This window comes from Arthrobacter sp. GCM10027362 (assembly GCF_042679445.1).
In the GTDB taxonomy this organism is placed as follows: Bacteria; Actinomycetota; Actinomycetes; order Actinomycetales; family Micrococcaceae; genus Crystallibacter.
On sequence record NZ_JBHTML010000050.1, the window covers coordinates 1 to 22,900 of the forward strand.

Sequence of the window (22,900 nt, forward strand, 5' to 3'; positions counted from 1 at the left end):
GCACCCGGAGCGTCCGGGCCCGCCGCCCGCTTCCCGGGGTGGGGCCCGCCGGCCGCAGGCTCCCGCCGGGCACAACGAAACCGCCGAGGTCATCAGGGACATCGCCGTGCAGGCTGCCACGGTCTTTGGCCGGGAGCTGGTCCGCGGCCTGTTCGGCACCCGCAGGCGCCGTCGGTAAGGGATTGGGGCAGGCCCTCCCGTGTCGCTGACGCGCCACGCAGGGACCCGGCTGCCCCACTCCAGGGGCAGGCCCTCCCGTGTCGCTGACGCGCCACGCAGGGACCCGGCTGCCCCACTCCAGAGGCAGGCCCGGGCTGTAACCTGCCGGACGCGGTCAGGCAACCCCGCGGCGAGCAGGTACCGTATTAGGGTGGGAAATTCGACCGTGCTCAGGACCGTGGCTATCTGGCTGCTGTGCCTGATGCTCACCATTGCGGCCGGCGCCCTGACCGTTGTGGTGGTCAACGCCAAGGTCTACGGCCCCCAGCAACAGGTCCGGGACTATTTCCAGGCCCTGCAGAACGGCGAAGGTTCCAAGGCCCTGGGGCTGCTGCGGGCCAGCCTGCCGGAGGCAAACGCGGCCATGCTGGACGGTGCGGCGCTGAAACAGTCGGTGGCCGGGGTGGAAGACATCCGGCTGGGCGAGTCCGTCAAGACGGACGCCACCCACGTGGACGTGCCGGTCAGCTACAGGATCAACGGCACCGAGCACACCACCACGTTCAAGATGGAGAAGGTGGGCACCAACTGGCTCTTCTTCAGCCGCTGGTCCTTTGTGCCCTCGACGTTGCCCACGCTCGAGGTCCAGGTGGTCAACGAGACCGAGGCCTCCCTCAACGGCATGCGGGTGGCGTTGCCGGGCGGCAAAGGCAAGTTCGCCGCGTTCTACCCGGGTGTTTTCGAAGCGCACTACACCAGCGGCAACTTCGCCGCTCCGGCCGTGGAAGCCGTCGTGGAGGATCCCGAGACGGAAGCGCAGATCTCCCTGGCCACCCGGCCCACGCCGAAGCTGGTGGACGAGGCGACCGGCCAGATCAAGGGGTTCCTGGACAAGTGCGCGGAGCAGAAGGTGCTGCAGCCGGCCGGATGCCCGTTCAGCCTCCCCCTGGACCGCGTCCAGAACGATACGATCGACTGGGACATCGTCAAGTATCCGACGGTGTCCATCGAACCCTACCGGGGCAGCTGGGTGGTCAAGCCGCTCACCGGCACCGCCAAACTGAAGGTGGTCGAGATCGACCTGTTCACCGGGGCGGCCGTCCCGCGCGAGCTGGAGCAGCAGTTCGACTTTGCCGGCCGGCTGAACGTCGACGGCGACAATGTCTCCCTGACCCCGGTGGTCAGCTACTGACCTGCCGCCGCTTTCCAGCAGCTTCCGGCAGCAGTGCCCCTCCGTCCGTCCGGCTTTCGGCCGGGTGCACGGCGTGTCCGGGCTGGTTCTGCCCCTCGGCCGGCTGAATTCCGCGCGGGGCCGGCATTGCGGCTGCCCGGGCATGGCACCCTGCCATGCAGCACCTGCCGGTCCAGCACCCACCGGCCCCTTTATCGCAGACTCCAGGTTCCGGTGCCTGGCCCAGTCCATGGGCAGCCGCCCCTGGGAAAGCCCGCCGGGAGCGGCCGTGCGGTGGTGGACACCCCCGGACACACGCAGGTTCCTGGCTATCTGCGTGGACCGATTCCGCGGAACGGCCGTGGCCCGGACCCGGCGGCGCGGCCGGATAAAACCGGCCGCGCCGCCGCCAAGGCGGGTCTAGTCCACGCCGCGCAGGTCCAGGGTCAGTTCGGCACTGCCCTGGCCCAGCACCACCGGGATGCCCCAGTCCTGCTGGTACAGGTGGCAGGCAGCATGGTCCGGGATCTCCCCGCCGGGTTCGCCGTCGCACGCCGCGGCCCGGGCGGTGATGTGCAGGACGCCCTCGGGCACGTCTTCGGCCAGCACCAGCTCGCGGACCAGGCCGGTGGAGGTGCCGGCCCCGGAGACCAGCAGGTTCTCCGGCGAGGCGGAGATCTTCAGCTGCGTCGGATCGCCCCAGCGGTCGTCCAGCTTCTGGCCCTTGGGCGCGGCAAAGCGCACCGTCAGGGCCAGCGGACCGGCCGGGACCTCGGTCTTGGGCCGCTGTGTCTGGGCGGCCCCCTCGTCCACGGTCAGGGCGTCCTTGGGGATCGGGATGCGCACCAGCTGGTGCCTGTTGGCCTCCACCACCAGCAGCAGCGGCTCCCCGCCCTCGGCGGCAGCCGAGGCATCCACCAGCACATCGGAGGGTTCGGCCAGGCCGCGGGCCAGCGTGGAGACGGTCCGGGTGGCCGGGTCGTAGCGGCGCACCGCCCCGTTGTAGGTGTCCGCCACGGCCACGGAGCCGTCCGGCAGGACCGTGACGCCCAACGGGTGCTGCAGGCGCGCCTGGGCGGCCTCCCCGTCACGGAAGCCGAAGTCAAACAGTCCGGTGCCGATGGCGGTGTGCACCTGCACGCGCTCCTCGCCGTGGACCTCCACGAAGGAGATCACCCGCAGGGCGGAGGTTTCCGAGTCCGCCACCCAGATGCTGCCGCCGGCGTCCTCGGCCAGCCCGGAGGACTGGGCGAACCAGGCGGCGGTTGCCTCGCCGTCCTGCAGGCCCTCCAGCCCGGTGCCGGCGAGGATCCCGACGGTGCCGGCCACCGGGTCGAAGACGAAAATCTGGTGCACGCCGGCCATGGCCACCACCAGCTTGCCGAGCCTGGCGGACCACAGCACGTCCCACGGCGAGCTGAGCGAGACGGCGAGCGGGTCGGCACCCAGGCGGGACGACGTCGAAATCGCCTCCGCCAGTTCCTCGCCCAGGTCCTCGTCGGCGCCGGCCTCATCCGCCTCGGATCCCGGTCCGGCCTGGGCGTCGGCGGCGGCGGCCCGCTGGTTTCCGGCGTCGAGCAGCCGCTGCACGCCGTTGCCTGCCACGGTACCGACCGCGCCGGTAGCCAGGTTCAGCCCGCGCAGGCGGTGGTTCACGGAGTCGGCAACAACGACGTCATAGCCGGCCGCCGCGCGCACGTCCGCGGGCAGCAGGGCCAGGCCCTGCGGCTCGTTGAAGCGGGCCTGTTCGGCGGCGCCGTCCAGCCAGCCCTTGGTGCCGGAGCCGTAGACGTTGAGCACGGTGGCCAGGTCCGGGGCCAGTTCCACCAGCCGGTGATGGCCGGTGTCCCCGACCAGGAAGGTCTGCCCCGCCGAGCCGACGCCGTCCGGCAGCGCGATGACCTTGCCCGGGAAGCGCAGGTCCCCGGCGCTGGATTCGGCGGGCACGTAGGGGCCGTCGCCGCGGTGCAGCGTGCCCCTGGCCTCGTGCTCGGCCACCAGTTCCTCGATCAGGGACTCCAGGCCCCCGGCGTGGCCTTCCCCGGACAGGTGCGCCACAATGTAGCCCTCGGGGTCCACCACCACCAGCGTCGGCCAGGCCCTGGCCGAGTACGCCTGCCAGGTCTGAAGCTCCGGATCGTCCAGCACCGGGTGGTGGATCTCGTAGCGCTCGACGGCGGCGGCCAGGGCCTCCGGGTCCGCCTCGTGCTCGAACTTGGGCGAATGCACGCCCACGGTGACCAGCACGTCCCGGTACTTCTCCTCCAGCGGGCGCAGCTCGTCCAGCACGTGCAGGCAGTTGATGCAGCAGAAGGTCCAAAAATCGAGCAACACGATCTTGCCGCGCAGGTCCTCCAAGCCCAGCTGTTTGCCGCCCGTGTTGAGCCAGTTGCGGCCCACCAGTTCGGACGCACGCACCCGATAGTTGCTGCGAAGGGAGGATTCGGCGGCCTCGGTCATCTGGTTTCTCCTTGGATACTGCTGGTTTCGTCGGTTGTCTCTGTGCCTGCCGGACCGGCGTCCTGCGCCGGTGCTGCCGGCCTGTCGGCGCGCGGCCTGCCCGGCGGGACCAGCTGTGCGTCCTGCCGGGCCAGCCTGGCAAACATATCGTTGTAAGCGGACAGTTCGGCGTCGTTATTCCGGTCCGCCGCGCGGTCTTTACGCTTTGTTTCACGTGCATCCGAACGGGACCACATGTAGGCCACCCCGATCGCCACGCACACCGTGGGGATTTCTCCGATGCCCCACATCACGGCGCCGCCGATCTGCTGGTCCGCCAGCGCGTCGGGCCCCCAGTCCCGGCCCATGTTGCCGAACCAGGAGGCCTGGATCAGCGCCGTGGAGCTGGTCATCGCCACGCCGAAGAAGGCGTGGAAGGCCATGGTGGCGAACAGCAGGACCAGGCGCAGCGGGTACGGGGCGCGCCGCGGCACCGGGTCCTGGCCGATCATCGACAGGATGAACAGATAGCCGGTGAGCAGGAAATGCACGTTCATCAGCTCGTGGCCCACGTGCTCGCGCAGGGCAAAGCCGAAGATCGGCGTGTAGTAGAAGATGATGATGGAACCGGCGAAGTTCGCGGCCGCCACCAGCGGATGCGTGATGAAGGCGGAGTATTTCGAGTGCACCAGCCACAGGATCCATTCGCGCGGGCCGCGGCTGCCGTCGGTGCGCGGGGCCAGCGCCTTCAGCGCCAGCGTGACCGGGGCACCCAGGACCAGGAACAGCGGCACCACCATGGTCAGCGCCATGTGGTCCAGCATGTGGGCGCTGAACAGCACCATGCCGTAGACGGCCGGCGCGCCGGAGGTGACGTAGGTCAGCGCCGCCAGGCCCGCCAGCCAGCTCACCGTCCGCAGCACCGGCCAGGAATCCCCGCGCCGGCGCACCTTGATCGCCCAGAGCAGGTATGCCGTGCCGGCGGTGAGCGCGAAGGCCACCCAGAGCCAGTCCCAGCGCCACTCGGTGATCCAGCGGGCGCCGGCCAGCTCCGGCGGCAGGTCGTAGCCGGTGAGGATGCGGGCCGGGGAAGCATCCAGCGGCAGTTCCTCCGGCGTCGGCGGGGCGGTGCGGGACAGCGCGACGGCGACGCCCGAGACCGCTCCCATGATGAGCAGTTCGACGGCGACCAGCTGCCACAGCACCCGGGCCGCCGACCTGCTGCCCAGCTGCGGAATGATCCACCGGCGGTGCATGAAGCCGATCATGCCCAGCAGCAGCGTGGCCAGGGCCTTGAAGACCAGCAGCGACCCGTACGGCGTGGCCAGCTGGGCCAGGGACGTGACCCGGATGGAGGCATTGACCAGCCCGGAGAGGAAGACCAGGAAGAAGCTGAACACGGCCAGCGCGGAGAACCGTTTGAGCACCACGGCGGTGATGTCCCTGGCTTCCAGCGTCCCGGAGATCACCGCCAGCACGATGATGCCGCCCACCCACAGGCACACGCCGAGCAGGTGCAGCCCGATGGAATTGACCGCCCCATAGTGGTCGGCCCCGCCGGCGGAGTGTCCGACCAGCGCCAGCGGCACCAGTCCGCCGGCGACGGCCAGCGCCAGCGTGCCGGCCAGCTCGCCGACCGAGCGCAGGCCGAAGACCAGGGTGGCGACGAGGGCGGCGCTGATGGTGACGCACAGCCAGGCCCGGCCGGTGGAAATGTCCGTCGTGAAGCCCACCAGCGCCGAGGTAAAGGACGGACCGGCGCTGAGCGGCTGGCCGGCGATGTCGGAAAAGGACAGGACCAGCACCGCCACGGCCGAGAGCGTCCAGGCGATCGCCGCACCGGCGGCCAGCGTCATGGTGCGGGTGAATGCCGGATGCTCCGCGCCGTCGCCGTCCCTGCCTGCCGTACCGCGGCGCGGCGGGCGCAGCCGCGGCGGCAGGATGCCGACGGCGAAAACCAGGGCACCGATGACCGCCGCGGCGGAGAGGTTGTGCGCGGCCTTGGCCAGCGGCAGCGCCCAGCGCGTCAGCGCGCCGGGATCGGACAGTGCACGTGCGGCGGCGGCACCGGAAAACGCCAGTGCCGCCACCAGGGCCAGGACAACGATGGCGGCGCCCCCCAGCAGCCACAGCCTGCCGATTCCGCCGTCCCCGAGGGAGGCCCAGCCTGGCGTGCCGGCACCGCCGGGGCGCGGGGGCGTCTGGGTGTTCTTGGGTACTGCCACGGTATCCATTGTCCAGCCTGTACGGGGCCGGGGGCGAATCGGGTGGCCGGGAACACGGTTAAGCGCCGTTAAGCACCCAGGACCGCCCGGGGAATCGGGCGGTCCTGGGCGGAAGTCCGGTCAGGCTACTTCTTGGTGGCGGCAGCCTTCAGCTTGGAACCGGCGGTCAGCTTCACGCTGTGGCCGGCAGCAATCTGGATGGTCTCGCCGGTCTGCGGGTTGCGGCCGGTGCGGGCGGCGCGGTCGGTGCGTTCGACGGCGATCCAGCCCGGGATGGTGACCTTCTCACCCTGTGCAATGGAGTTGGCAAAGACGTCGAAGACCGCGTCCAGGACACCGTTCACTGCCGTCTGGCTGCTGCCGGTCTTCTCCGCGACCGCGGCAACGAGTTCACTGCGATTAATAGCCAATTTATGTCCTCCTGGACTGCTGGGATCGGTCCGAGCCTTCCACGAACGTGAAAAGCTTCCGAGCGAAAACTTACCAGCTTGAACCTCCGGAAACCGGCAAAACCCGCGTATTTCTGCGACTTTTCGGGGATTTCGGCCGATTCCGGCCTGTTTTGCACTGCCGGGCGGGCCGGCAGGTACCGGGTACGCAAAAGGGGGCGGCGGTCCGAAGACCGCCACCCCCTTTTGCGTGTGGGCGGAAAACCCTGCCGGTCCTACCAGCTGGACTTCTTGATGCCAGGCAGTTCGCCGGCATGCGCCATGGTGCGGAAGCGCACCCGGGAGATGCCGAACTTCTGGAAGGTGCCGCGCGGACGGCCGTCGATCTGGTCGCGGTTGCGCAGGCGGACCGGGGAAGCGTTGCGGGGCAGCTTCTGCAGGCCCAGGCGGGCGGCTTCGCGGGCCTCGTCGCTGGCGTTCTCGTCAACCAGGGTCTTCTTCAGCTCCAGGCGCTTTTCCGCGTAGCGCGCCACCACAAGCTTGCGCTGCTCATTGCGAGCAATCTTGGACTTCTTAGCCATGTGTTTAGCGCTCCTCTCGGAATTCGACGTGCTTGCGGATCTTCGGGTCGTACTTCTTCAGGACCAGGCGGTCCGGATCGTTACGACGGTTCTTCCGCGTCACGTAGGTGAAGCCGGTGCCCGCAGTGGACTTGAGCTTGATGATGGGACGGACGTCCTTTTCCTTGGCCACTAGAGCTTCACACCCTTCGCGAGCAGTTCGGCGACGACGGCCTCAATGCCGCGCACGTCGATGGTCTTGATGCCGCGGGCGGAAACCTGCAGCGTCACGTTGCGGCGCAGGGACGGAACCCAGTAGCGCTTCTTCTGAATGTTCGGGTCGAACCGGCGCTTGGTGCGGCGGTGCGAGTGCGAAATGCTGTGCCCGAAGCCCGGCTTGGCTCCGGTCACCTGGCAGTATGCTGCCATGATCTCTCCTCCAGTAGTAGTAAATATTGACGGGCCACTGCAGATACAGCGCTGTTGCTGCCTCTGATATCTGCGTATCAGCGCCCGCCACCAGTTTTGACACCGTTATTACTGCGACTTTCCGGAGGTTAACCTGGCGGGGTGAGATCCAGCCGAAGTGCCTCGACGCGTGGAAGACGGTGAAGGTCCGGGTCGCCATACAACCTTGGCCTCATCCTGCAGGGCAGGCAAGACCTCGGTCGCGTGACTCAACGCCCCTCCATCCTAGTACCCGGCGCCGCTTCGTTCAAACCGGACCGGAGCACCCCGGGCCGGGTCAGCTGTTGATGCGGGGCTCGCGCAGCACCCAGCTGGAGGGCTCCAGCCGTTGCACGATCCTCTTGCCGATCCGCTCCAGATCCGCCACGTCCCGGCGGTCCAGCCCGTCGAAGATGGCCTGCCGCACCGATTCAACATGGCCCGGCGCCATCTGCTCGATGGCCGCGAAGCCCTCGCCGGTAAGAGCGGCCATGGTCACGCGGGCATCCTCGGCGCACTGGCTGCGGGTAACCCAGCCGCGCTGCTCCAGCTTCTTCACCACGTGGGAGAGCCTGGACAGCGAGGCATAGGTGCGCGAGGCCAGTTCGCTCATCGGCAGCGACCTGCCCTCGGCCTCGGACAGCATCGCCAGCACATTGTAGTCGAAGAGCGTCAACCTGCCCTCGCGCTGCAGGGCCCCGTCCAGGTTCCCGGGCAGCAGGGTGGTGACGGCCAGCAGGGCCAGCCAGGCTTGCCGCTCCTCCGGATCGAGCCAACGCGCACTAGTCATGGATCTATTCTGCCACAATCACTTGACCCTTCAACTTTCCGGGGCTAGATTCCTGTCTGGCAGCCCGGCCGATCCGGCCGGAATTTGTCCGACCAGTTTCAGGAGTGTCCCATGGCTGACATCACCATCATCGGCTACGGCAACATGGCCCGCGGCATCGGCACCCGGGCGGTCGCGGCCGGCAAGTCGCTGCAGATCCTCGGCAGGGACGCGGACAAGGCAGCCGCGCTCGCCGCGGAGCTCGGCGGCGGCACCACCTCCGGCACGACGGCGGAAACCCCCGCCGGGGACATCGTCGTGCTGGCCCTATGGCTCGATGCCGCCAAGGAGGTGGTCGCCGGCTACGGTGACGCACTGGCAGGCAAGACCGTCGTGGACATTTCCAACCCGGTCAACACCGAGACCTTCGATTCGCTGGTGGTCCCGGCGGACTCCTCTGCCGCCCAGGAGATCGCCAAGATAGCCCGGGGCGATGTAGTCAAGGCCTTCAACACCACGTTCGCGGGCACCCTGGTGGCCGGGCAGGTGACCGGCCAGCCGCTGGATGTCTTCATCGCCGGGGACTCGGCCGAGGCCAAGGCCCGGGTGGCGGAATTCGTGTCCGCGGCCGGGCTGCGGCCGCTCGACGTCGGCGCGCTGCGCCACGCCCGCGAACTCGAGGGAATCCAGCTGCTGGTCATGGGCCTGTCGGCCAACCCCGCCACCAGCTTCAACTGGGACACCGCGCTTAAGCTGCTGCAGTAGGCCTGCCGCAGCTGGGCGGGCGCACCCTCCCGGGTGCGGGCCCGCCCAGGGTCCTGCCTGCTAGCCGACGGCCGGCTCCAGCCGCCGCGCCTTGGCCGGCACGGGGACCAGCGGCAGCGGCATGCTGTCGACGTCGAGCAGCGGGTTGCTGTCCTGGCCGGCGACCAGTTCCCTGGCCTCCGCAGCGGTGTCCACCGACGGCATGCAGCCCGGCAGCGGCCGCTGCGCACTCTCCGGAATCCGCCAGATGGCGAACAGGCCGAACAGCGACATCACGACCAGGTAGAACGCCGGCATCAGTTCGATGCCGGTGGCCTGGATCAGCGACTGGGTGATCAGCGGGGTGGTGCCGCCGAAGATCGCCACGGCGAAGTTGTAGGCAATGCCCATCGATCCGTAGCGGCTGGAGGTCGGAAACAGCGCGGGCAGGGCCGAGGCCAGGTTGCCCACATAGAATGCGGTGGCAGCGCCCAGGATGGCCAGGCCCAGCAGGGTGGCCCACGTCTGGCCCAGGCCGATCAGCAGGAACGCCGGGATGCCCAGCACGATGGTGATCACCGAGCCGACCAGCAGCACCGGCCGGCGGCCGATGCGGTCCGAGAGCCGGCCGGTCAGCGGGATGGCGGCCGACAGCAGCACCAGCACCGGAATGGTCAGCAGCGTGCCCTGGAAGGCGTCATAGCCCATGGTTTCCTGCAGGTAGGTGGGCATGTACGAAGTCAGTGCGTAGCCGACGGTGTTGCCCGCGGCCACCAGCAGCATGGCCAGGACGATCGGGCGCCAGTAGCCGGCGATAATCTGCCGGTAGGTCCTGGGGCCGTCCGCGGCCGCCCTGGTCTTGTCCTCCTGGGCGTCCTGCGCGGCCTGGAAGGCCGGGGATTCCTCGATGCGCATCCGGAAGTAGAGCCCGATCAGGCCCAGCGGGCCGGCCAGCAGGAACGGAATACGCCAGCCCCAGGCGAGCATCGCCTCGCTGCCCAGGGTGATCTGCAGCACGGCCACGACGACGGCGCCCAGGGCGAAGCCCAGATAGCTGCCGGTGTCCAGGATGCTGGCCAGGAAGCCGCGGCGCTTGTCCGGTGCGTACTCGCTCACGAAGGTGGTGGCGCCGGCGTACTCGCCGCCGGTGGAGAAGCCCTGGACCAGCCGGCAGAGCACCAGCAGCACCGTGGCCCAGCCGCCGATGGCCGCGTAGGTGGGCAGCAGGCCGATGGCGAAGGTGGAGGCCGCCATCATGAGCATGGTCATCGCCAGCGTCTTCTGCCGGCCGATCCGGTCCCCCAGCCGGCCGAAGACCAGCCCGCCGAGCGGGCGGACCACGAAGCTGGCGGCGAAAACGGCCAGGCTGCCCAGCAGCCCCGAGCCCTCTTCCCCGCCGGCGAAGAACAGCTGGCCCATGGTGACGGCCAGGTAGCCGTAGATGCCGAAGTCGAACCACTCCATGCCGTTGCCGACCACGGTGCCGCCGACGGCCTTGCGCAGCATCGGTTTTTCGACGACGGTCACGTCATCGACGCGCAGCTTCCGCTTGCGCATTTTCAGCGCCGGCCGGCGGCCGGACCGGTGGCCCGTGCCGGGATCCCCGGGGGCTGCTGCGGCACCTGGATCCGGTGCCGCTGCGGCCGGGGACGGATGGATGTCTTTCGGCATTTGGGCCTTCTCTCATCGAGGTCATTTGCACGTGACTTGCACACGCCGGAGCATGTTCGGCTTCCGGACAGGCCATCCAGTGTACAGAGGTGGACCTTTTCACCCCGGGCGCGGAAGCGTATCCGCCGGCTTCTTCGCCCCTGATCCCGGGGCGGCGGGGCCCGGGCGGCGCCCGGCCGGAACGGCACCGGCGGAAGCCCGCGCGGCCTCCCGCCTCCCCGGCATGGCACGGAATCCGGCCCGGCGCCACAGCAAGCGGACAGGCGGAAAGCAAGAAGGACGCCGAATTATTTTTATGAACTCGGTCACAGCCGGCCGCCGGCGGGCTCGAAACGGGTCCCCGGACGGGGTCAGAGCACCCCGGATACCCCGAGCCAGGAGCCGATCAGGAACGTGACCACGAGGGCCAGCGCCCCGCCGAACACCACCCGCATGGTGGCCCGGACCATCCTGGCACCGCCCAGGTAGGCTCCCAGGGCGCCGGTGCCGGCCAGGGCCAGCAGCGTCGCGGTGAAGGTGATGGGCACGCGCAGGTGGTCAGGCGGCAGCAGGATGGCCAGCATTGGCAGGACGGCACCGGCCACAAAAGCGATCGCCGAGGCGAAGGCGGCATGCCACGGGCTGGCCACATCCTCCTCGCGGATATTGAGCTCGGCGTCAAGATGGGCCGCCAGCGCGTCGTGGGCGGTGAGCTCCCTGGCCACCTGGACCGCCGTTTCCCGGCTCAGGCCCTTGGCCTGGTACAGGGCGGCCAGCTCGGCGAGCTCTTCCTCGGGCTGCTCCCGCAGCTCGCGGGTTTCCTTGGCAATCAGGGCCCGCTGGCTGTCCTTGGAGCTGGAGACGGACACGTACTCGCCCAGGGCCATCGAGATGGAACCGCCGATCACCGCGGCCAGGCCGGCCGCCAGCAGGGTTCCGAAATCCGTGGTGGCGCCGGCCACACCGACCACCATGGCCGCCACCGAGACAATCCCGTCATTGGCACCAAGCACCCCCGCCCGCAGCCAGTTCAGCCGCGCGGCCAGGCCCTCGATGGCATGCGGCTCGTCCGCGTGGTGGCGGGGGTCGCCTGCCGACTGCAGTTCTCGCTGGCCGCTCATAGCACCAGCCAAGCACTAAAGCCGAGGACTGACCAGCGAGGAAAGCCAATCCTCAGCACCCCGGGCCGGACGCCGCCGGCACGCGCTAGCGGGCGGGGTTGAGCCCGGTCAGCTGCGGGTATTTCGGGGTGAACGAGTCGCCGGAGGACACCCCGCGCAGCCGCCGGCCGACCCATGGCACCAGATGCTGCCGGACCCACTTGGCATCGGCGGCGAAGGCCGCCCGCCGGGACAGGGTTTCCAGGGCCGGCAGCTCCGGCAGGGCGATGACGTCCTGGGCCTGGAGCACCTCCAGGACGCGCTTGGCCATCAGCGTGTGGCCTGCACTGGACATGTGCAGGCGGTCCTCGGCCCAGTAGCGCCAGTCCTGGAATTCACGCAGCCGCCAGTAGTCCAGCAGCAGCGCACCGTGCTTGTCGGCGACCTCGCGCACCCATTCGTTGTAGATGGCGGTGCGGCCGCGGGTCCGGCCAAAGACCGCGGACTTGGCCGTGTCGAAACCGGTGAACAGCAGCACCGTGGCGCCGGAGGCGGCCAGCCGGGCCACGCCGTCGTCGTAGCCGGCCATCAGCGCGTCGATGTCCACCTTCGGGCGCAGGATGTCGTTGCCGCCGGCATACAGCGTGACCAGGGTCGGCTGCAGGGCCAGGGCCGGGTCCAGCTGCTCGTCCAGGACCTGGCCGAGCTTTTTGCCGCGGACTGCCAGGTTGGCATAGCCCCAGCTGGTATCGGCCAGCATCAGCTGCTCGGCCACCCGGTCCGCCCAGCCGCGCACGCCGTTGGGCAGCGACGGGTCGTCGTCGCCGACACCTTCGGTAAAGGAATCCCCCAGGGCCACGAAACGTTCAGTGAAACTCACGCGAACAGATTAACAAACCGCCGCACCGCTCCCGCTCCGATCCGCTGGCCCGATCATGGCCTTTTCGGCGCCGGGATCCTGGAGGGTCAGGAGCCGCTGCGCGGGGCATACATGAGCACGGCCACCCCGGCCAGCGCGATGGCAGCGCCGGCCAGGTCCCAGCGGTCCGGCCGGAAGCCGTCCACGATGATGCCCCAGGCCAGCGAGCCGGCGATGAAGACCCCGCCGTAGGAGGCCAGCACCCGGCCGAAGTGGGCATCCGGCTGCAGGGCGGCGATGAAGCCGTACGCGCCCAGGGCCATGATCCCCAGCCCAGCAAACCACCAGGCCCGGCCCTCCCGGACCGCCTGCCAGATCAGCCAGGCGCCGCCGATTTCGGCCAGGGCAGCGAGGGCAAAGAGAAGCACGGACTTGGCAATGGTCATGGCACCAGTCTCCCGCACGGAAGCTGCCGGCAGTCCGCCGGGATCTGCTTCCAGACCGGCATAAACCGGCATAATCGGAGCATGCCCGCTCCCCTGATCCTGCTGCACGGCTGGGCGTGCTCAAGCGCCTACTGGAAACCTCTGGTCCGTGAAATCGAACAGGCCCGCCGCACGGCGCTGGCGGTGGACCTGCCCGGGTACGGGCCGGACAGTGCGCGGGAACCTGCCGCCGGGGACCCGGCCCGGGACGGGAATGGTCCCGGCTGGACGGTGGAGAACGTGGCCGCCCGGCTGGCCGAAGAACTGGCCGCCACCGGCCCGGCGCACTGGATCGGCCACTCGCTCGGCGGCAGCATTGCGGCCACCGTCGCGGCGCGGCACCCGGAACTGGCGGTGTCGGTGACGCTGGTCGGCATGGTGCCGCTGCCGCCGTCTGCGGCAACGGAAACCAGGCTCCGGCGGCTGTTCGGCGGGCCGGGACCGGCGGGCCCGGAGGCGGCGGAGGAGATGGTTGCGGCCTGGTTCCGCGGCGGCCCGGAGCCCTCAGGGGCGGACCGCGAAACGTTCCTGGACCCCTTCAGGCTCCCGGCCGCCGTCCTCCGCCAAAGCATGCTGGCCGGCATCACCGGGGCGGCCGCGGAGGTGCCGGACCTCATCGCCGCGCCCACGCTCATTCTTACCGGCAGCCGGGACGCCACCCGCACCCCGGACGTCATCGCCGAGTTCGTCTCGAGGCACCCGCGGTGGCGGCACGTGCAGATCCCCGGCGCCGGCCACATGGTGCACTGGGAGCAGCCGGCGGCCTGCGCCGCGGCCCTCCTGGCACACACGGCGGATTAGCTGCCGGGCCTGCGTGCTGCGTGGATCTCCTTCCGCACCACCGGCATGATTTCGGTGGCCAACAGCTCGATCGACTTGGCCGTCTCGGCAAAGGGCAGCCCGCCCAGACCCACTTGGGCCATGTAGCGGTCATGGCCGAAGACCTGGTACTGCAGCATGATCTTCTCGATCACTTCCTGCGGGCTGCCGGCCAGCAGTCCCCCGCCGGGTCCGGCCCAGGCCTCGAAGGTTTCGCGCGGAAAATGGCCCATGGCCCGGGGCATGTTCTGCTCGAAATAGGCGCGGTAATAGGGGTAGAAGGTGTCCCGGGCCTGCTGCGAGGTCGGGGCGGCGAAGAAATGCCCGCCGGTGCCGACCGGCAGCCGCGCCGGGTCGTGGCCGTGGGCCGCGGCGCTTTCGCGGTAGTACTCCACCAGCCGGGCGAAATGCTGCGGCCCGGACAGCAGGGCAATGTACAGCGGCAGGCCCAGGCGCCCGGCCCGCTCGAACGAGGCAGGGGTGCCGCCGACACCGACCCAGACCGGAAGCCGTTGCTGCAGCGGGCGCGGGGCGATGTCCATGCCCTCGATGCTGTGGGTGATGCCGCCGCGCCAGGTCAGGGTTTCCTGGTCGCGGGCGGCCAGCAGCAGCTGCAGCTTCTCCTCGAACAGGGCGTCATAGTCGGCCAGGTCGTAGCCGAACAGCGGGTAGGACTCGGTGAAGGCACCGCGGCCGGCGATGATTTCGGCCCGGCCGTCCGAGATGAGGTCAAGCGTGGCGAACTGCTCGAAGAGCCGGACCGGATCCTGGGTGGAGAGCACCGTCACGGCGGTGGCCAGCCGCAGCTGCTTGGTCTCGCGGGCGATCGCAGCCAGCACCACTTCCGGCGCCGAGATGGCGAAGTCGTGCCGGTGGTGCTCGCCCAGCCCGAGGAACGAGATCCCGGCCTGGTCGGCCAGCTTCGCCAGCTCAATGAGCTCCTTCAGCCGCTGATGGGGCGAAAGCGCCCGCCCCGTGTCGATATCGCGGCTGAGCTCGCCGAAGGTGAAGATGCCGAAATCCACAGTTCTCTCCCGATGGTAGCGATGGGTCAAATAGTTGAAGCTTCAGGTAATGCCCGTTTATTCCGCGGTGCCGGAAAATTCCGTACCGGAGAGTAACAATTGCGGGTGCCCGGTAGTACGGTAATGGCACAGCTAAAGGGTCTCCGGCCCGCGGCGGCCCTGGTCGAAGGGGACAACCATGAGCACTGGCACGGACCGGACACCCACGCCCGAAGAAGTCGGCGAACGCGCCGCGCGCGCGGTCACCGAAGCCGCCCGGGAAACCGAATGGACGCGGCCGAGTTTCGCCAAGGGCCTGTACCTGGGGCACTTCGATCCGGACCTGATCCACCCGCACCCGGTGCCCACTCCGGAGGAACGGTCCGCCGGGGACGCCTTCCTGGCCCGGCTCGAAGCCTACGCACGGACCCTGGACGGACGGCTCATCGAGCGCGAGGCGCGGATCCCGGACGAGTACCTCCAGGGCCTGGCGGACCTGGGCACCTTCGGCATGAAGACCCCCGTCGAATACGGCGGCCTGGGCCTGTCGCTGACCTACTACGGCCGGGCGCTGATGCTGCTCAGTTCGGTCCACCCCAGCCTGGGGGCCATGTTCTCGGCGCACCAGTCGGTCGGCGTCCCGGAACCGGTCAAGGTCTTCGGCACCGAAGAGCAGAAGCGCGAGTTCCTGCCCCGCTGCGCGGCCGGGGCGGTAACCGCTTTCCTGCTCACCGAACCCGGCGTGGGCTCGGATCCGGCCAGGCTCTCGTCCACCGCGGAACCGGCCGAGGACGGCGAATCCTACGTGCTCAACGGCAGCAAGTTGTGGACCACCAACGGAGTGGTCGCCGAACTCGTGGTGGTCATGGCCAAGGTGCCGCCGCACGGGGATTCCCCCGGTGGCATCACCGCCTTCGTGGTGGAGTCGGACTCCCCCGGCATCACCGTGGAGCACCGCAACGCGTTCATGGGCCTGCACGGGCTCGAAAACGGCGTCACCCGGTTCGACCACGTCCGGGTGCCGGCCGCCAACCGGCTGGGCAGGGAGGGCCAGGGGCTCAAGATCGCCCTGACCACTTTGAACACCGGGCGCCTGGCGATTCCCGCCATCTGCGCCGGCAGCGGCAAGTGGTCCCTGAAGATTGCCCGCGAATGGTCCGCCGCCCGCATCCAGTGGGGCCGGCCGATCGGACGGCACGAGGCCGTGGGCAAGAAGGTCGCCTTCATTGCCGCCACCACCTTCGCCTTGGAGGCCGTCTTCGAACTGTCCGCCGCGCTGGCCGAAGCCGGGCTCAAGGATGTCCGGATCGAGGCGGCCCTGGCCAAGCTCTGGGCCAGCGAGATGGGTTTCAAGGTCGCGGACGAACTGGTCCAGATCCGCGGCGGCCGCGGCTTCGAGACGGCGGACTCCCTAGCCGCCCGCGGCGAACGGGCCGTGCCGGCCGAACAGCAGCTGCGGGACATGCGCATCAACCGGATCTTCGAAGGCTCCACGGAGATCATGCACCTGCTGATCGCCCGGGAGGCGGTGGACACGCACCTGGCCGCGGCCGGGGACCTCGCCTCGCCCGACGCGGACCTGGCCGCCAAGGCCCGCGCAGCCGTCGGCGCCAGCGGCTTCTACGCCGGCTGGCTGCCGAAGCTGTTCGCCGGGCAGGGCCTGAACCCCCGCTCCTACGCGGAGTTCGGGCCGCTCGCGGGGCACCTGCGGTTCGTCGAGCGCTCCTCGCGCAAGCTGGCCCGCAGCACCTTCGCCGGCATGGCCCGCTGGCAGGCCGGGCTCGAACACCGGCAGGTCTTCCTCGGGCGCATCGTGGACATCGGCGCGGAGCTGTTCGCGATGGCCGCCTGCTGCAGCCGGGCCGAACTGATCCGGAAGCAGGATCCGGCACGGGGCGCCAGCGCCCGGGAACTCGCGGACGCCTTCTGCCGGCAGTCGCGCGAGCGGGTCCGGCAGCTGTTCGACGACCTCTGGCACAATACGGATGCCGCCGACCAGCGGCTGGCCGGGAAGGTGCTCGACGGCGACTTCACCTGGCTGGAGTCCGGGATCATCGACGCCTCGGAAGGTACCGGCCCCTGGATCGCCGAGCCAGCCACCGGTCCGTCGCCGTACAGGAACCAGCGCCGCAGCTACCGGTAGGTTCCCTGGCAGGCCGCCGCTGCCCGGCCGGCGGCGGCCTGCGGAGGGCCGGCAATCGATATATTGGGATCAGCCAAGTCGCCGATTGCCCGCCGGATAGGAGGTGCCCGTGGCCTCGCTGCCTGCCCTGCAGTCGCAAATCTACCGGACCCTCCCGGCACTGGAGCGGGCGGATACCATCGCGCAGCGGATTTCCACGGCCATTTCCCTGGGCATGCTGCGCGAGGGCGAACGCCTGCCGGCCGAATCCGAGCTGGCCGAGATGTTCGGTGTGGCCAGTGCCACACTGCGGGACGCACTTGCGTCCCTGCGCCAACAGGGCATCGTCGAGACCCGCCGGGGCCGCAGCGGCGGAACCTTCGTTGTCAAGGCCCCGCCGGCGGCCCGGGACCTGATGCAGCGGTACCTGGCGGAAACCTCCATCGCCGAACTGCGGGACCTGGGCGACGAACACGCCGCCATCACTGCCGCCACCGTGCGCCTGGCCTGCGACCGTGCGGACGCGCAGGACCTGGACCGGCTGGAGCAGCTGGCCAGGGCGCAGTCCCGCGCCGAGACCCCGGAGGCCCAGGCCCGGGCGGACAGCCGTTTCCACATCGAACTGGCCGTCGCGGCCCAGTCGCCGCGGCTCATGGCCGCGGAAATCCGGCTCCAGGGCGAGATCAGCCAGATCCTGTGGACCCCGCTGGCCGGCGGGTTCGACCGGGAAACGGCGGCCGCGGAACACCTGCAGCTGGCCCGGGCGATCCGGCGCGACGAGCCGGACACGGCCCAGCGGCTGGCGCTGGAGCACATCCGCCGGAACATCTACCACCTGATCGACACCAAGCTGACCCTGAGCTATTCCGACCGGACCCAGGAGACCACGTGAGCCCGCAGGATGCGACCGCGAAGGCAGTCGACTCGATTGCCGGCTGGCTCAACGACCTGTACCGGGACCTGGGAACCATGTCCGGGGAGGTGGGCCTGCTGCTGGAGTCCGCCCTCGGGGAACGCACCAAGATCTCCAAGCGCGACCTGTCCGGGTTGCGGGAGAAAGCGGCCCGTTTCCTGGATTCCCATGCCAGCGTGGTCGGCGCCGGCGTCATCTTCTCGGTCTCCTCCATCAAGGACGCCGAGGGCGTGCTGGAATGGTGGTTCAGGAACGACCGGAACGAGATCGAGCAGCTGGATTTCGATCTGGCCCCGGAGGGCAACAGCTTCTACGATTACCAACAGCTGCCTTGGTTTTCCATCGCCGCCCGGACCGGGCGCCAGACGATCGCCGGCCCCTACGTGGACTACCTCGGCTTCAACGAATACATCGTCACATGCACGGTGCCCAGCTACGTCCGCGGGAACTTCATCGGCGTGACCGGCTGCGACCTGCGCATCCGCGACCTGGAGAACGTGTTCATCCCGATGATCCGCTCCGTACCCGGCGATGCCGCGATCCTCAACGGCAACGAGAACCGCGTGGTCCTGGGCAATTCCGGCAGGTTCCTGGTCGGCGAACGGATCAAGACCGAGCCCGAGGGCTATTCCCGCGTGCCGCTGGACGTGCCCTACCTGAACCTGAGCCTGCTCTGCAGCAGCCGGGCGGGCTAGGACTCCCTGGTTCCGGCCGGGACCGGCCGCTGCGCGCAGCGGGCCGCAAACGCCCCAAAGATCAGGGCCCGGTCCGCGGCGCTGCCGTCCGAGTCCTCCGGATGCCACTGCACCCCGAGGACCCAGGACTTCTCCCGGTGTTCGGTGCCCTCCACCACGCCGTCGTCCGCCACGGCAGCCACGGCCAGCGCCGGGGCCACCGCGCCGACCGCCTGGTGGTGTCCGGAACGGACGGTGCTCCGCTCCCGGCCCAGGATGGCCGCGATCCGCGAGCCCGGCACCAGCGTCACCTCCTCGTCCAGGAACATCGGCGCCCCCGGGCCGCCGCGGTGCAGTTCCCACGGGTCCAAGTCCGGGATCAGGGTGCCGCCGCAGGCGACGTTGAGCAGCTGCGAGCCGCGGCAGATGGCCAGCAGCGGCTGGTCCCGCTCCAGCACGCCGCGGATCAGCTCCAGGCAGTACTCGTCCGCACGCCGGTCCACGCCGTAGGAATTCGGCACCGGCCCGCCGTGTCCGTACAGCGCGCCGTCCACATCGCCGCCGCCGAGAAAGAGCACGCCGTCACAGCCGGCCAGCTCCGCCGCCGGCCGCAGTTCCTCGGCGGCACTGTCCACCAGTTCGGCCCGGGCCCCGGCGGCCAGCAGGGACTCGAAAGCGGTGCGGGTGAACCGCTCCATCAGCTCCAGGGTCCGAGCGGTCATGCCGGGAAAGGTCAGCGAGACGACGACGGCGATCCGCGGCGCGTCCGCCGGCAGTTCCACGAAGCCGGCCGGGACGACGCCGGCGGGATCGACCCGCAGCACCGCCCCGCTCACCGCGCGTCCGCCAATTCGGTGCCGGCAGCCCGTTCCCCGTCCCGGCGCCGGCACGCGGCCTCCACGACCCAGGCGAACAGGGCATGGTCGGTGGGATTCGTGGCAGCGGTGTCCTCCGGATGCCACTGCACCGCCAGCAGCGGCGCACCCGGGACCTCCACGGCCTCCACCACGCCGTCGGCGGCGGTGGCGGCGACCTGCAGGCCCGCACCGAGGACACCGACCGCCTGGTGGTGGTAGGAGGAGACACAGGCTTCGGCAGTGCCGAGGGTTTCCGCCAGCAGCGAGCCCTTGGCCACTGCCACCGGGTGGACCGCGTCCTTGTGCCGGACCGGCCCGGGCTCCAGGTGCTGGATCAGGGTGCCGCCGCGGGAGACGTTCAGCAGCTGCAGCCCGCGGCAGATGGCCAGCAGCGGGATGCCCGCCTCCAGGCAGCCGGCGAGGACTCCCGTTTCGAAGGCGTCCTGGCCGTCGTAATCGGCGGGCCAGTAGTGCTCGTCCGGCTCCGCCCCGTACAGCGCCGGGTCCACGTCCGCCCCGCCGGGGAGCACCACACCGTCGAACCGGGCCAGCAGCGCGGCGGTGTTGCCGGCGGCCCCGGCGCTGCCGGGGAACATGATGACCGGCTCGCCTCCGGCCCGGTCGATGCTGCGCAGCACCTGGGCGGCGACCGCCACGCCGTCGAACCGCAGACCGTGGATGGAACTGGACCACATGCCCGGAACTCCGATCAGGGGTCGGCTCATGCCGGCACCTGATCGGCGAGCGGAAAGGGCAGGTGCGGCATCCACCGGGTCCAGGCCTTCTCGAGACGCCCGTCCGAGACTACCGCGGCCAGCGCCGCGTTGAGGTCGGCCAGCAGGAACGGGTTGTCCTTGGCGACCCCGATCCCCCAGCGGTTGCCGGTGCGGACGGTGAAGGCGACGTCGTACGCCGGGTCCCCGCCCAAGGGGACGGTGACGACGTCGTCATCCACCATCGCATCCACCTCACCGCGGCGCAGGGCGGCCAGCATGTCGCCGAAGACGTCTTCGCCGGTGAAGGCCACGGGGTCGGCGCCGGGAAAGGTCACCGCCAGCCTCATGTTGGCGCTGCCCTCGATCGCCGCGACCCGGTACCCGGCCAGGTCCTCGGGGGAACGGGCCGGGTCGCCCTTGCGCACCAGCACCGTCTCGTCGAAAACGGCGTACGGCTCGCTGAAATTCACCACCGCCTGGCGTTCGGGAATGATGCCCTGGCCGCACCAGACGGCGTCCACCCGGTGACCGGCCACCGCCGGGAGCATGTCGTCCCAGGCCATGAACTCCCACTCGACCCGCAGGCCCATGACGGAGGCGACCAGCGCGGCCGCGGCCGGCTCGTATCCGCGGCGGCAGCCGCCACCGTCGGCCAGGTTGAACAGCGGCGGGGCCTCGGAGTCGATGCAGGCCAGGCGCAGGATCCCGGGGGAAAGCGTCGCGTCGCGGCTCACGGGATGGTCTCCCAGTACATGTCGCGCTCCCACTCGGTGATGGCGCCGCAGTAGCGGGCCCATTCCTCCTGCTTCAGCCGGGTGTAGATGGAGACCAGGTCCGCGGGCAGGCGGGAGGCGAGGTAGGTGTCCGAAACGAAGGCCTCGACCGCATCGCCCAGGGTCAGCGGCAGCTGGCCGCCGGCCGCGGGAGCTCCGGCGCCGTCGTCGGGCAGGCCCGGATCGAGCCGGCGGTCCAGGCCGTCCTCCATCGCGGCGATGATCAATGTATGGGACAGGTACGGGTTCACGGCGGCGTCCGGGACGCGGTACTCCATCCGGCCGTTGGCGGAGATGCGGACCAGGCAGCCGCGGCTGTCCAGGCCCCAGTTGGCCAGGCTCGGGGCGAACTGGCCGGCGTCCCAGAAGCGCTTGTAGGAATTGACCGTGGAGGCCATCACCGCCATCGAGCCGGCGGCATGGGCCAGCAGGCCGCCGATGGCGTGCCGGGCGGTCTGCGAGACGTGCAGCTCGATCCGGCCGGCGTCCTCGGTGACGTTGGTGCCGGCCTGCCACAGGCTCAGGTTGTGGTGGCAGCCGTTGCCCATCTGGCCGTTGTAGGGCTTGGGCATGAAGCTGGCGGTCACGCCGAACTCACGCGCCACCTGCTTGCAGATCTGCCGGTAGGTGACCAGCCGGTCCGCGGTGTGCTCCACGCGGTCGTACATCCAGTTCAGCTCGATCTGGCCGTCGTCCTCGTAGTCGCCCTCGATCATGTCCAGGCCCATGGCCCTGGCGTAGGTGACCAGCTGCTTGTAGATCGGGCGCATCCGCTCCAGGTTCTCCACCTGGTAGGCCGGGCTGCTGCCGGGCTTCTTGACGACCTCCAGGCCCGGGCCCTCCCAGGTCATCTCCGGCTCCGTGCCGGAGCGGACCTCGAAGCCGGTGCGGGCGGTGAAGGCCTCGTGCGTGCGGGCCAGCAGGGCGCGGGTGTCGACGGCCAGCGGGCGGCCGCCGACCTCGGGCAGGTGCGGGGGCTCGTAGGCGGTGCAGAAGATGCGCGCCACCGAGGTGTCCCAGGGCAGCACCACGAAGGTGTCCGGCTCCGGCAGCGCCCAGAACTCGCGGGCCTCGATGCCGCCGCCGATCAGGTTGCCGTAGCGGTCGTTCTGCAGGTCCGACAGCGCCGTGCGGTGGAAGCAGATGCCCTTTTCCAGGTTGCGGCGGAAGTGGTTGGCCGGGACCATCTTGGCCACCATGCGCGAGCCGATGGTCGGCAGCGCGTAGTAGATGTACTCGACGCCGGCTTCCTCGATCTTCCGGCCCAGGCCGCGCACCGTCTCGGGGCGCAGGTTGCGTTCCTGGTGCCGGGCGAAGGCGTCCCGGTCATCCAGGCCGCCAGGGGGGGTGGGCAGGTCGTTGGCGGCCAGGTCCGGCCGGACGGGGGTGAGGGTCATGGTGAGTCTTCTTTCTGGTCGATGGCCGCCCTAAACGGCGGCCAGCTGGGAATCTGCGGCCAGGCCGGCCTCGGCGACGAGCTTGCGGTAGTGCAGCTGCTTGTCCGCGGGCAGGGCGGAGGTCACCGCGCCGACCAGCCGGCCGGCGCGGTGGTAGCCCAGCGCCGCGCCGTCCTCGGGGCGGGCGGGGTCCCCTTCGAGGACCTCGATGCGGTCCGCCGCGGCGGGGGTGCCCACGCCCTGGATCCGGATCCTGAAGATGTCGGTCCAGAAGGAGGGCAGCGGCGCGGCAGGTTCGGGCACCTCGGTGCCGTTGAGCCGGGCGACCAGGGCCGGCGCGGCAATCTTGGCGGTGTCCGCCGGGGTGGCCCAGTGCTCCACGCGGCGGGCCCCGGTGCCGGTGCGCCGGTCCGGATAACGGGCAATGTCCCCCACCGCCACCACGTGTTTGGCACCCACCACGCGCAGCGAGCTGTCGCAGAGCACGCCGTCGGCCAGGTCCAGCCCGTTGCCGGCCAGCCATTCGGTGTTCGGGTGCGAGCCGACGGCCTCGATAACGACGTCGGCGGGCACCTCGGTGCCGTCCGCGAGCCGGACGCCGGCGCACCGCGGACCTGCCGCGCCGTCG

The 22,900-nt window shown here is 70.0% G+C and carries 23 protein-coding genes; 6 read left to right on the forward strand and 17 right to left on the reverse strand.

What is annotated here, in order from left to right; translation table 11 throughout:
- The first annotated feature begins 370 nt into the window (after window positions 1-370).
- Window positions 371-1,351, forward strand: a complete 981-nt coding sequence (locus tag ACFQ36_RS09640) for a hypothetical protein (protein ID WP_377013016.1) — start codon at window positions 371-373, stop codon at window positions 1,349-1,351.
- A gap of 399 nt (window positions 1,352-1,750) precedes the next feature.
- Here the strand turns inward: ACFQ36_RS09640 and ACFQ36_RS09645 are convergent, their stop codons facing one another.
- The 7 genes from ACFQ36_RS09645 to ACFQ36_RS09675 all read right to left on the reverse strand — a co-directional run bounded on the left by ACFQ36_RS09645 (window position 1,751) and on the right by ACFQ36_RS09675 (window position 8,180).
- Window positions 1,751-3,790 carry an NHL domain-containing thioredoxin family protein gene (locus ACFQ36_RS09645; protein ID WP_377013019.1) on the reverse strand — a complete coding sequence of 680 codons (2,040 nt, stop codon included), beginning with the start codon at window positions 3,788-3,790 and terminating at the stop codon, window positions 1,751-1,753.
- Window positions 3,787-6,003, reverse strand: a complete 2,217-nt coding sequence (locus tag ACFQ36_RS09650; protein ID WP_377013022.1) for a cytochrome c oxidase assembly protein — start codon at window positions 6,001-6,003, stop codon at window positions 3,787-3,789. Before ACFQ36_RS09650 ends, ACFQ36_RS09645 begins: the two co-directional genes overlap by 4 nt.
- 116 nt (window positions 6,004-6,119) lie before the next feature.
- The gene (locus ACFQ36_RS09655) at window positions 6,120-6,404 is read right to left on the reverse strand and encodes an HU family DNA-binding protein (RefSeq protein WP_377013025.1); all 285 of its coding nucleotides are present in this window, start codon (window positions 6,402-6,404) and stop codon (window positions 6,120-6,122) included.
- A 254-nt stretch (window positions 6,405-6,658) separates the two neighbouring features.
- The gene (gene rpsN / locus ACFQ36_RS09660) at window positions 6,659-6,964 is read right to left on the reverse strand and encodes a 30S ribosomal protein S14 (RefSeq protein ID WP_377013028.1); all 306 of its coding nucleotides are present in this window, start codon (window positions 6,962-6,964) and stop codon (window positions 6,659-6,661) included.
- A 4-nt stretch (window positions 6,965-6,968) separates the two neighbouring features.
- Window positions 6,969-7,136 carry a 50S ribosomal protein L33 gene (gene rpmG, locus ACFQ36_RS09665; protein ID WP_377013031.1) on the reverse strand — a complete coding sequence of 56 codons (168 nt, stop codon included), beginning with the start codon at window positions 7,134-7,136 and terminating at the stop codon, window positions 6,969-6,971.
- A complete protein-coding gene (rpmB, locus tag ACFQ36_RS09670) occupies window positions 7,136-7,372 on the reverse strand; it encodes a 50S ribosomal protein L28 (protein ID WP_377013034.1) in 237 nt (78 codons plus the stop codon). The genes rpmG and rpmB overlap by 1 nt, the downstream gene beginning before the upstream one ends.
- Before the next feature lie 316 nt (window positions 7,373-7,688).
- Window positions 7,689-8,180 (reverse strand): MarR family winged helix-turn-helix transcriptional regulator, encoded by a 492-nt coding sequence (locus tag ACFQ36_RS09675; RefSeq protein ID WP_377013037.1) that lies wholly within the window; start codon window positions 8,178-8,180, stop codon window positions 7,689-7,691.
- A gap of 111 nt (window positions 8,181-8,291) precedes the next feature.
- Here ACFQ36_RS09675 and ACFQ36_RS09680 point away from each other — a divergent pair, with 111 nt between their 5' ends.
- Complete coding sequence (locus ACFQ36_RS09680; protein WP_377013040.1) at window positions 8,292-8,924, forward strand: NADPH-dependent F420 reductase; 633 nt, start codon at window positions 8,292-8,294, stop codon at window positions 8,922-8,924.
- Window positions 8,925-8,984: 60 nt separating this feature from the next.
- Here ACFQ36_RS09680 and ACFQ36_RS09685 read toward each other — a convergent pair whose 3' ends face one another.
- From ACFQ36_RS09685 to ACFQ36_RS09700, 4 genes are all read right to left on the reverse strand, one after another.
- Complete coding sequence (locus ACFQ36_RS09685; protein WP_377013042.1) at window positions 8,985-10,574, reverse strand: MFS transporter; 1,590 nt, start codon at window positions 10,572-10,574, stop codon at window positions 8,985-8,987.
- 350 nt (window positions 10,575-10,924) lie between these two features.
- Entirely contained in the window at window positions 10,925-11,674 is a 750-nt protein-coding gene (locus ACFQ36_RS09690; RefSeq protein ID WP_377013044.1) for a VIT family protein, read from the reverse strand.
- An 85-nt stretch (window positions 11,675-11,759) separates the two neighbouring features.
- A complete protein-coding gene (locus ACFQ36_RS09695) occupies window positions 11,760-12,533 on the reverse strand; it encodes an SGNH/GDSL hydrolase family protein (protein WP_377013047.1) in 774 nt (257 codons plus the stop codon).
- Between the two features lie 86 nt (window positions 12,534-12,619).
- Complete coding sequence (locus tag ACFQ36_RS09700) at window positions 12,620-12,958, reverse strand: YnfA family protein (RefSeq protein WP_377013050.1); 339 nt, start codon at window positions 12,956-12,958, stop codon at window positions 12,620-12,622.
- An 81-nt stretch (window positions 12,959-13,039) separates the two neighbouring features.
- On the opposite strand from ACFQ36_RS09700, the gene ACFQ36_RS09705 reads away from it, so the two are divergent.
- A complete protein-coding gene (locus ACFQ36_RS09705) occupies window positions 13,040-13,798 on the forward strand; it encodes an alpha/beta fold hydrolase (RefSeq protein WP_377013053.1) in 759 nt (252 codons plus the stop codon).
- Here the strand turns inward: ACFQ36_RS09705 and ACFQ36_RS09710 are convergent.
- On the reverse strand, window positions 13,795-14,841 hold the full coding sequence (locus ACFQ36_RS09710; protein ID WP_377013055.1) for an LLM class flavin-dependent oxidoreductase: 1,047 nt from the start codon (window positions 14,839-14,841) through the stop codon (window positions 13,795-13,797). The two genes, ACFQ36_RS09705 and ACFQ36_RS09710, sit on opposite strands and share 4 nt — an antisense overlap.
- A 178-nt stretch (window positions 14,842-15,019) precedes the next feature.
- On the opposite strand from ACFQ36_RS09710, the gene ACFQ36_RS09715 reads away from it, so the two are divergent.
- From ACFQ36_RS09715 to ACFQ36_RS09725, 3 genes are all read left to right on the forward strand, one after another.
- On the forward strand, window positions 15,020-16,963 hold the full coding sequence (locus ACFQ36_RS09715) for an acyl-CoA dehydrogenase family protein (protein ID WP_377013058.1): 1,944 nt from the start codon (window positions 15,020-15,022) through the stop codon (window positions 16,961-16,963).
- Between the two features lie 109 nt (window positions 16,964-17,072).
- On the forward strand, window positions 17,073-17,834 hold the full coding sequence (locus ACFQ36_RS09720) for a FadR/GntR family transcriptional regulator (protein ID WP_377013061.1): 762 nt from the start codon (window positions 17,073-17,075) through the stop codon (window positions 17,832-17,834).
- Window positions 17,831-18,550 carry a cache domain-containing protein gene (locus ACFQ36_RS09725; RefSeq protein WP_377013064.1) on the forward strand — a complete coding sequence of 240 codons (720 nt, stop codon included), beginning with the start codon at window positions 17,831-17,833 and terminating at the stop codon, window positions 18,548-18,550. Before ACFQ36_RS09720 ends, ACFQ36_RS09725 begins: the two co-directional genes overlap by 4 nt.
- Here the strand turns inward: ACFQ36_RS09725 and ACFQ36_RS09730 are convergent.
- From ACFQ36_RS09730 to ACFQ36_RS09750, 5 genes are all read right to left on the reverse strand, one after another.
- Window positions 18,547-19,365 (reverse strand): gamma-glutamyl-gamma-aminobutyrate hydrolase family protein, encoded by an 819-nt coding sequence (locus ACFQ36_RS09730; protein WP_377013066.1) that lies wholly within the window; start codon window positions 19,363-19,365, stop codon window positions 18,547-18,549. The genes ACFQ36_RS09725 and ACFQ36_RS09730 overlap by 4 nt on opposite strands.
- Window positions 19,362-20,111: a gamma-glutamyl-gamma-aminobutyrate hydrolase family protein gene (locus ACFQ36_RS09735; RefSeq protein WP_377013068.1), complete on the reverse strand. Its 750-nt coding sequence runs from the start codon at window positions 20,109-20,111 to the stop codon at window positions 19,362-19,364. The genes ACFQ36_RS09730 and ACFQ36_RS09735 overlap by 4 nt, the downstream gene beginning before the upstream one ends.
- A complete protein-coding gene (locus ACFQ36_RS09740) occupies window positions 20,108-20,836 on the reverse strand; it encodes an ABC transporter substrate-binding protein (RefSeq protein ID WP_377013070.1) in 729 nt (242 codons plus the stop codon). The genes ACFQ36_RS09735 and ACFQ36_RS09740 overlap by 4 nt, the downstream gene beginning before the upstream one ends.
- Window positions 20,833-22,272, reverse strand: a complete 1,440-nt coding sequence (locus tag ACFQ36_RS09745) for a glutamine synthetase family protein (RefSeq protein ID WP_377013072.1) — start codon at window positions 22,270-22,272, stop codon at window positions 20,833-20,835. The genes ACFQ36_RS09740 and ACFQ36_RS09745 overlap by 4 nt, the downstream gene beginning before the upstream one ends.
- A gap of 30 nt (window positions 22,273-22,302) precedes the next feature.
- On the reverse strand, window positions 22,303-22,900 hold a 598-nt coding region (locus tag ACFQ36_RS09750), incomplete at its 5' end, for an FAD-dependent oxidoreductase (protein ID WP_377013074.1).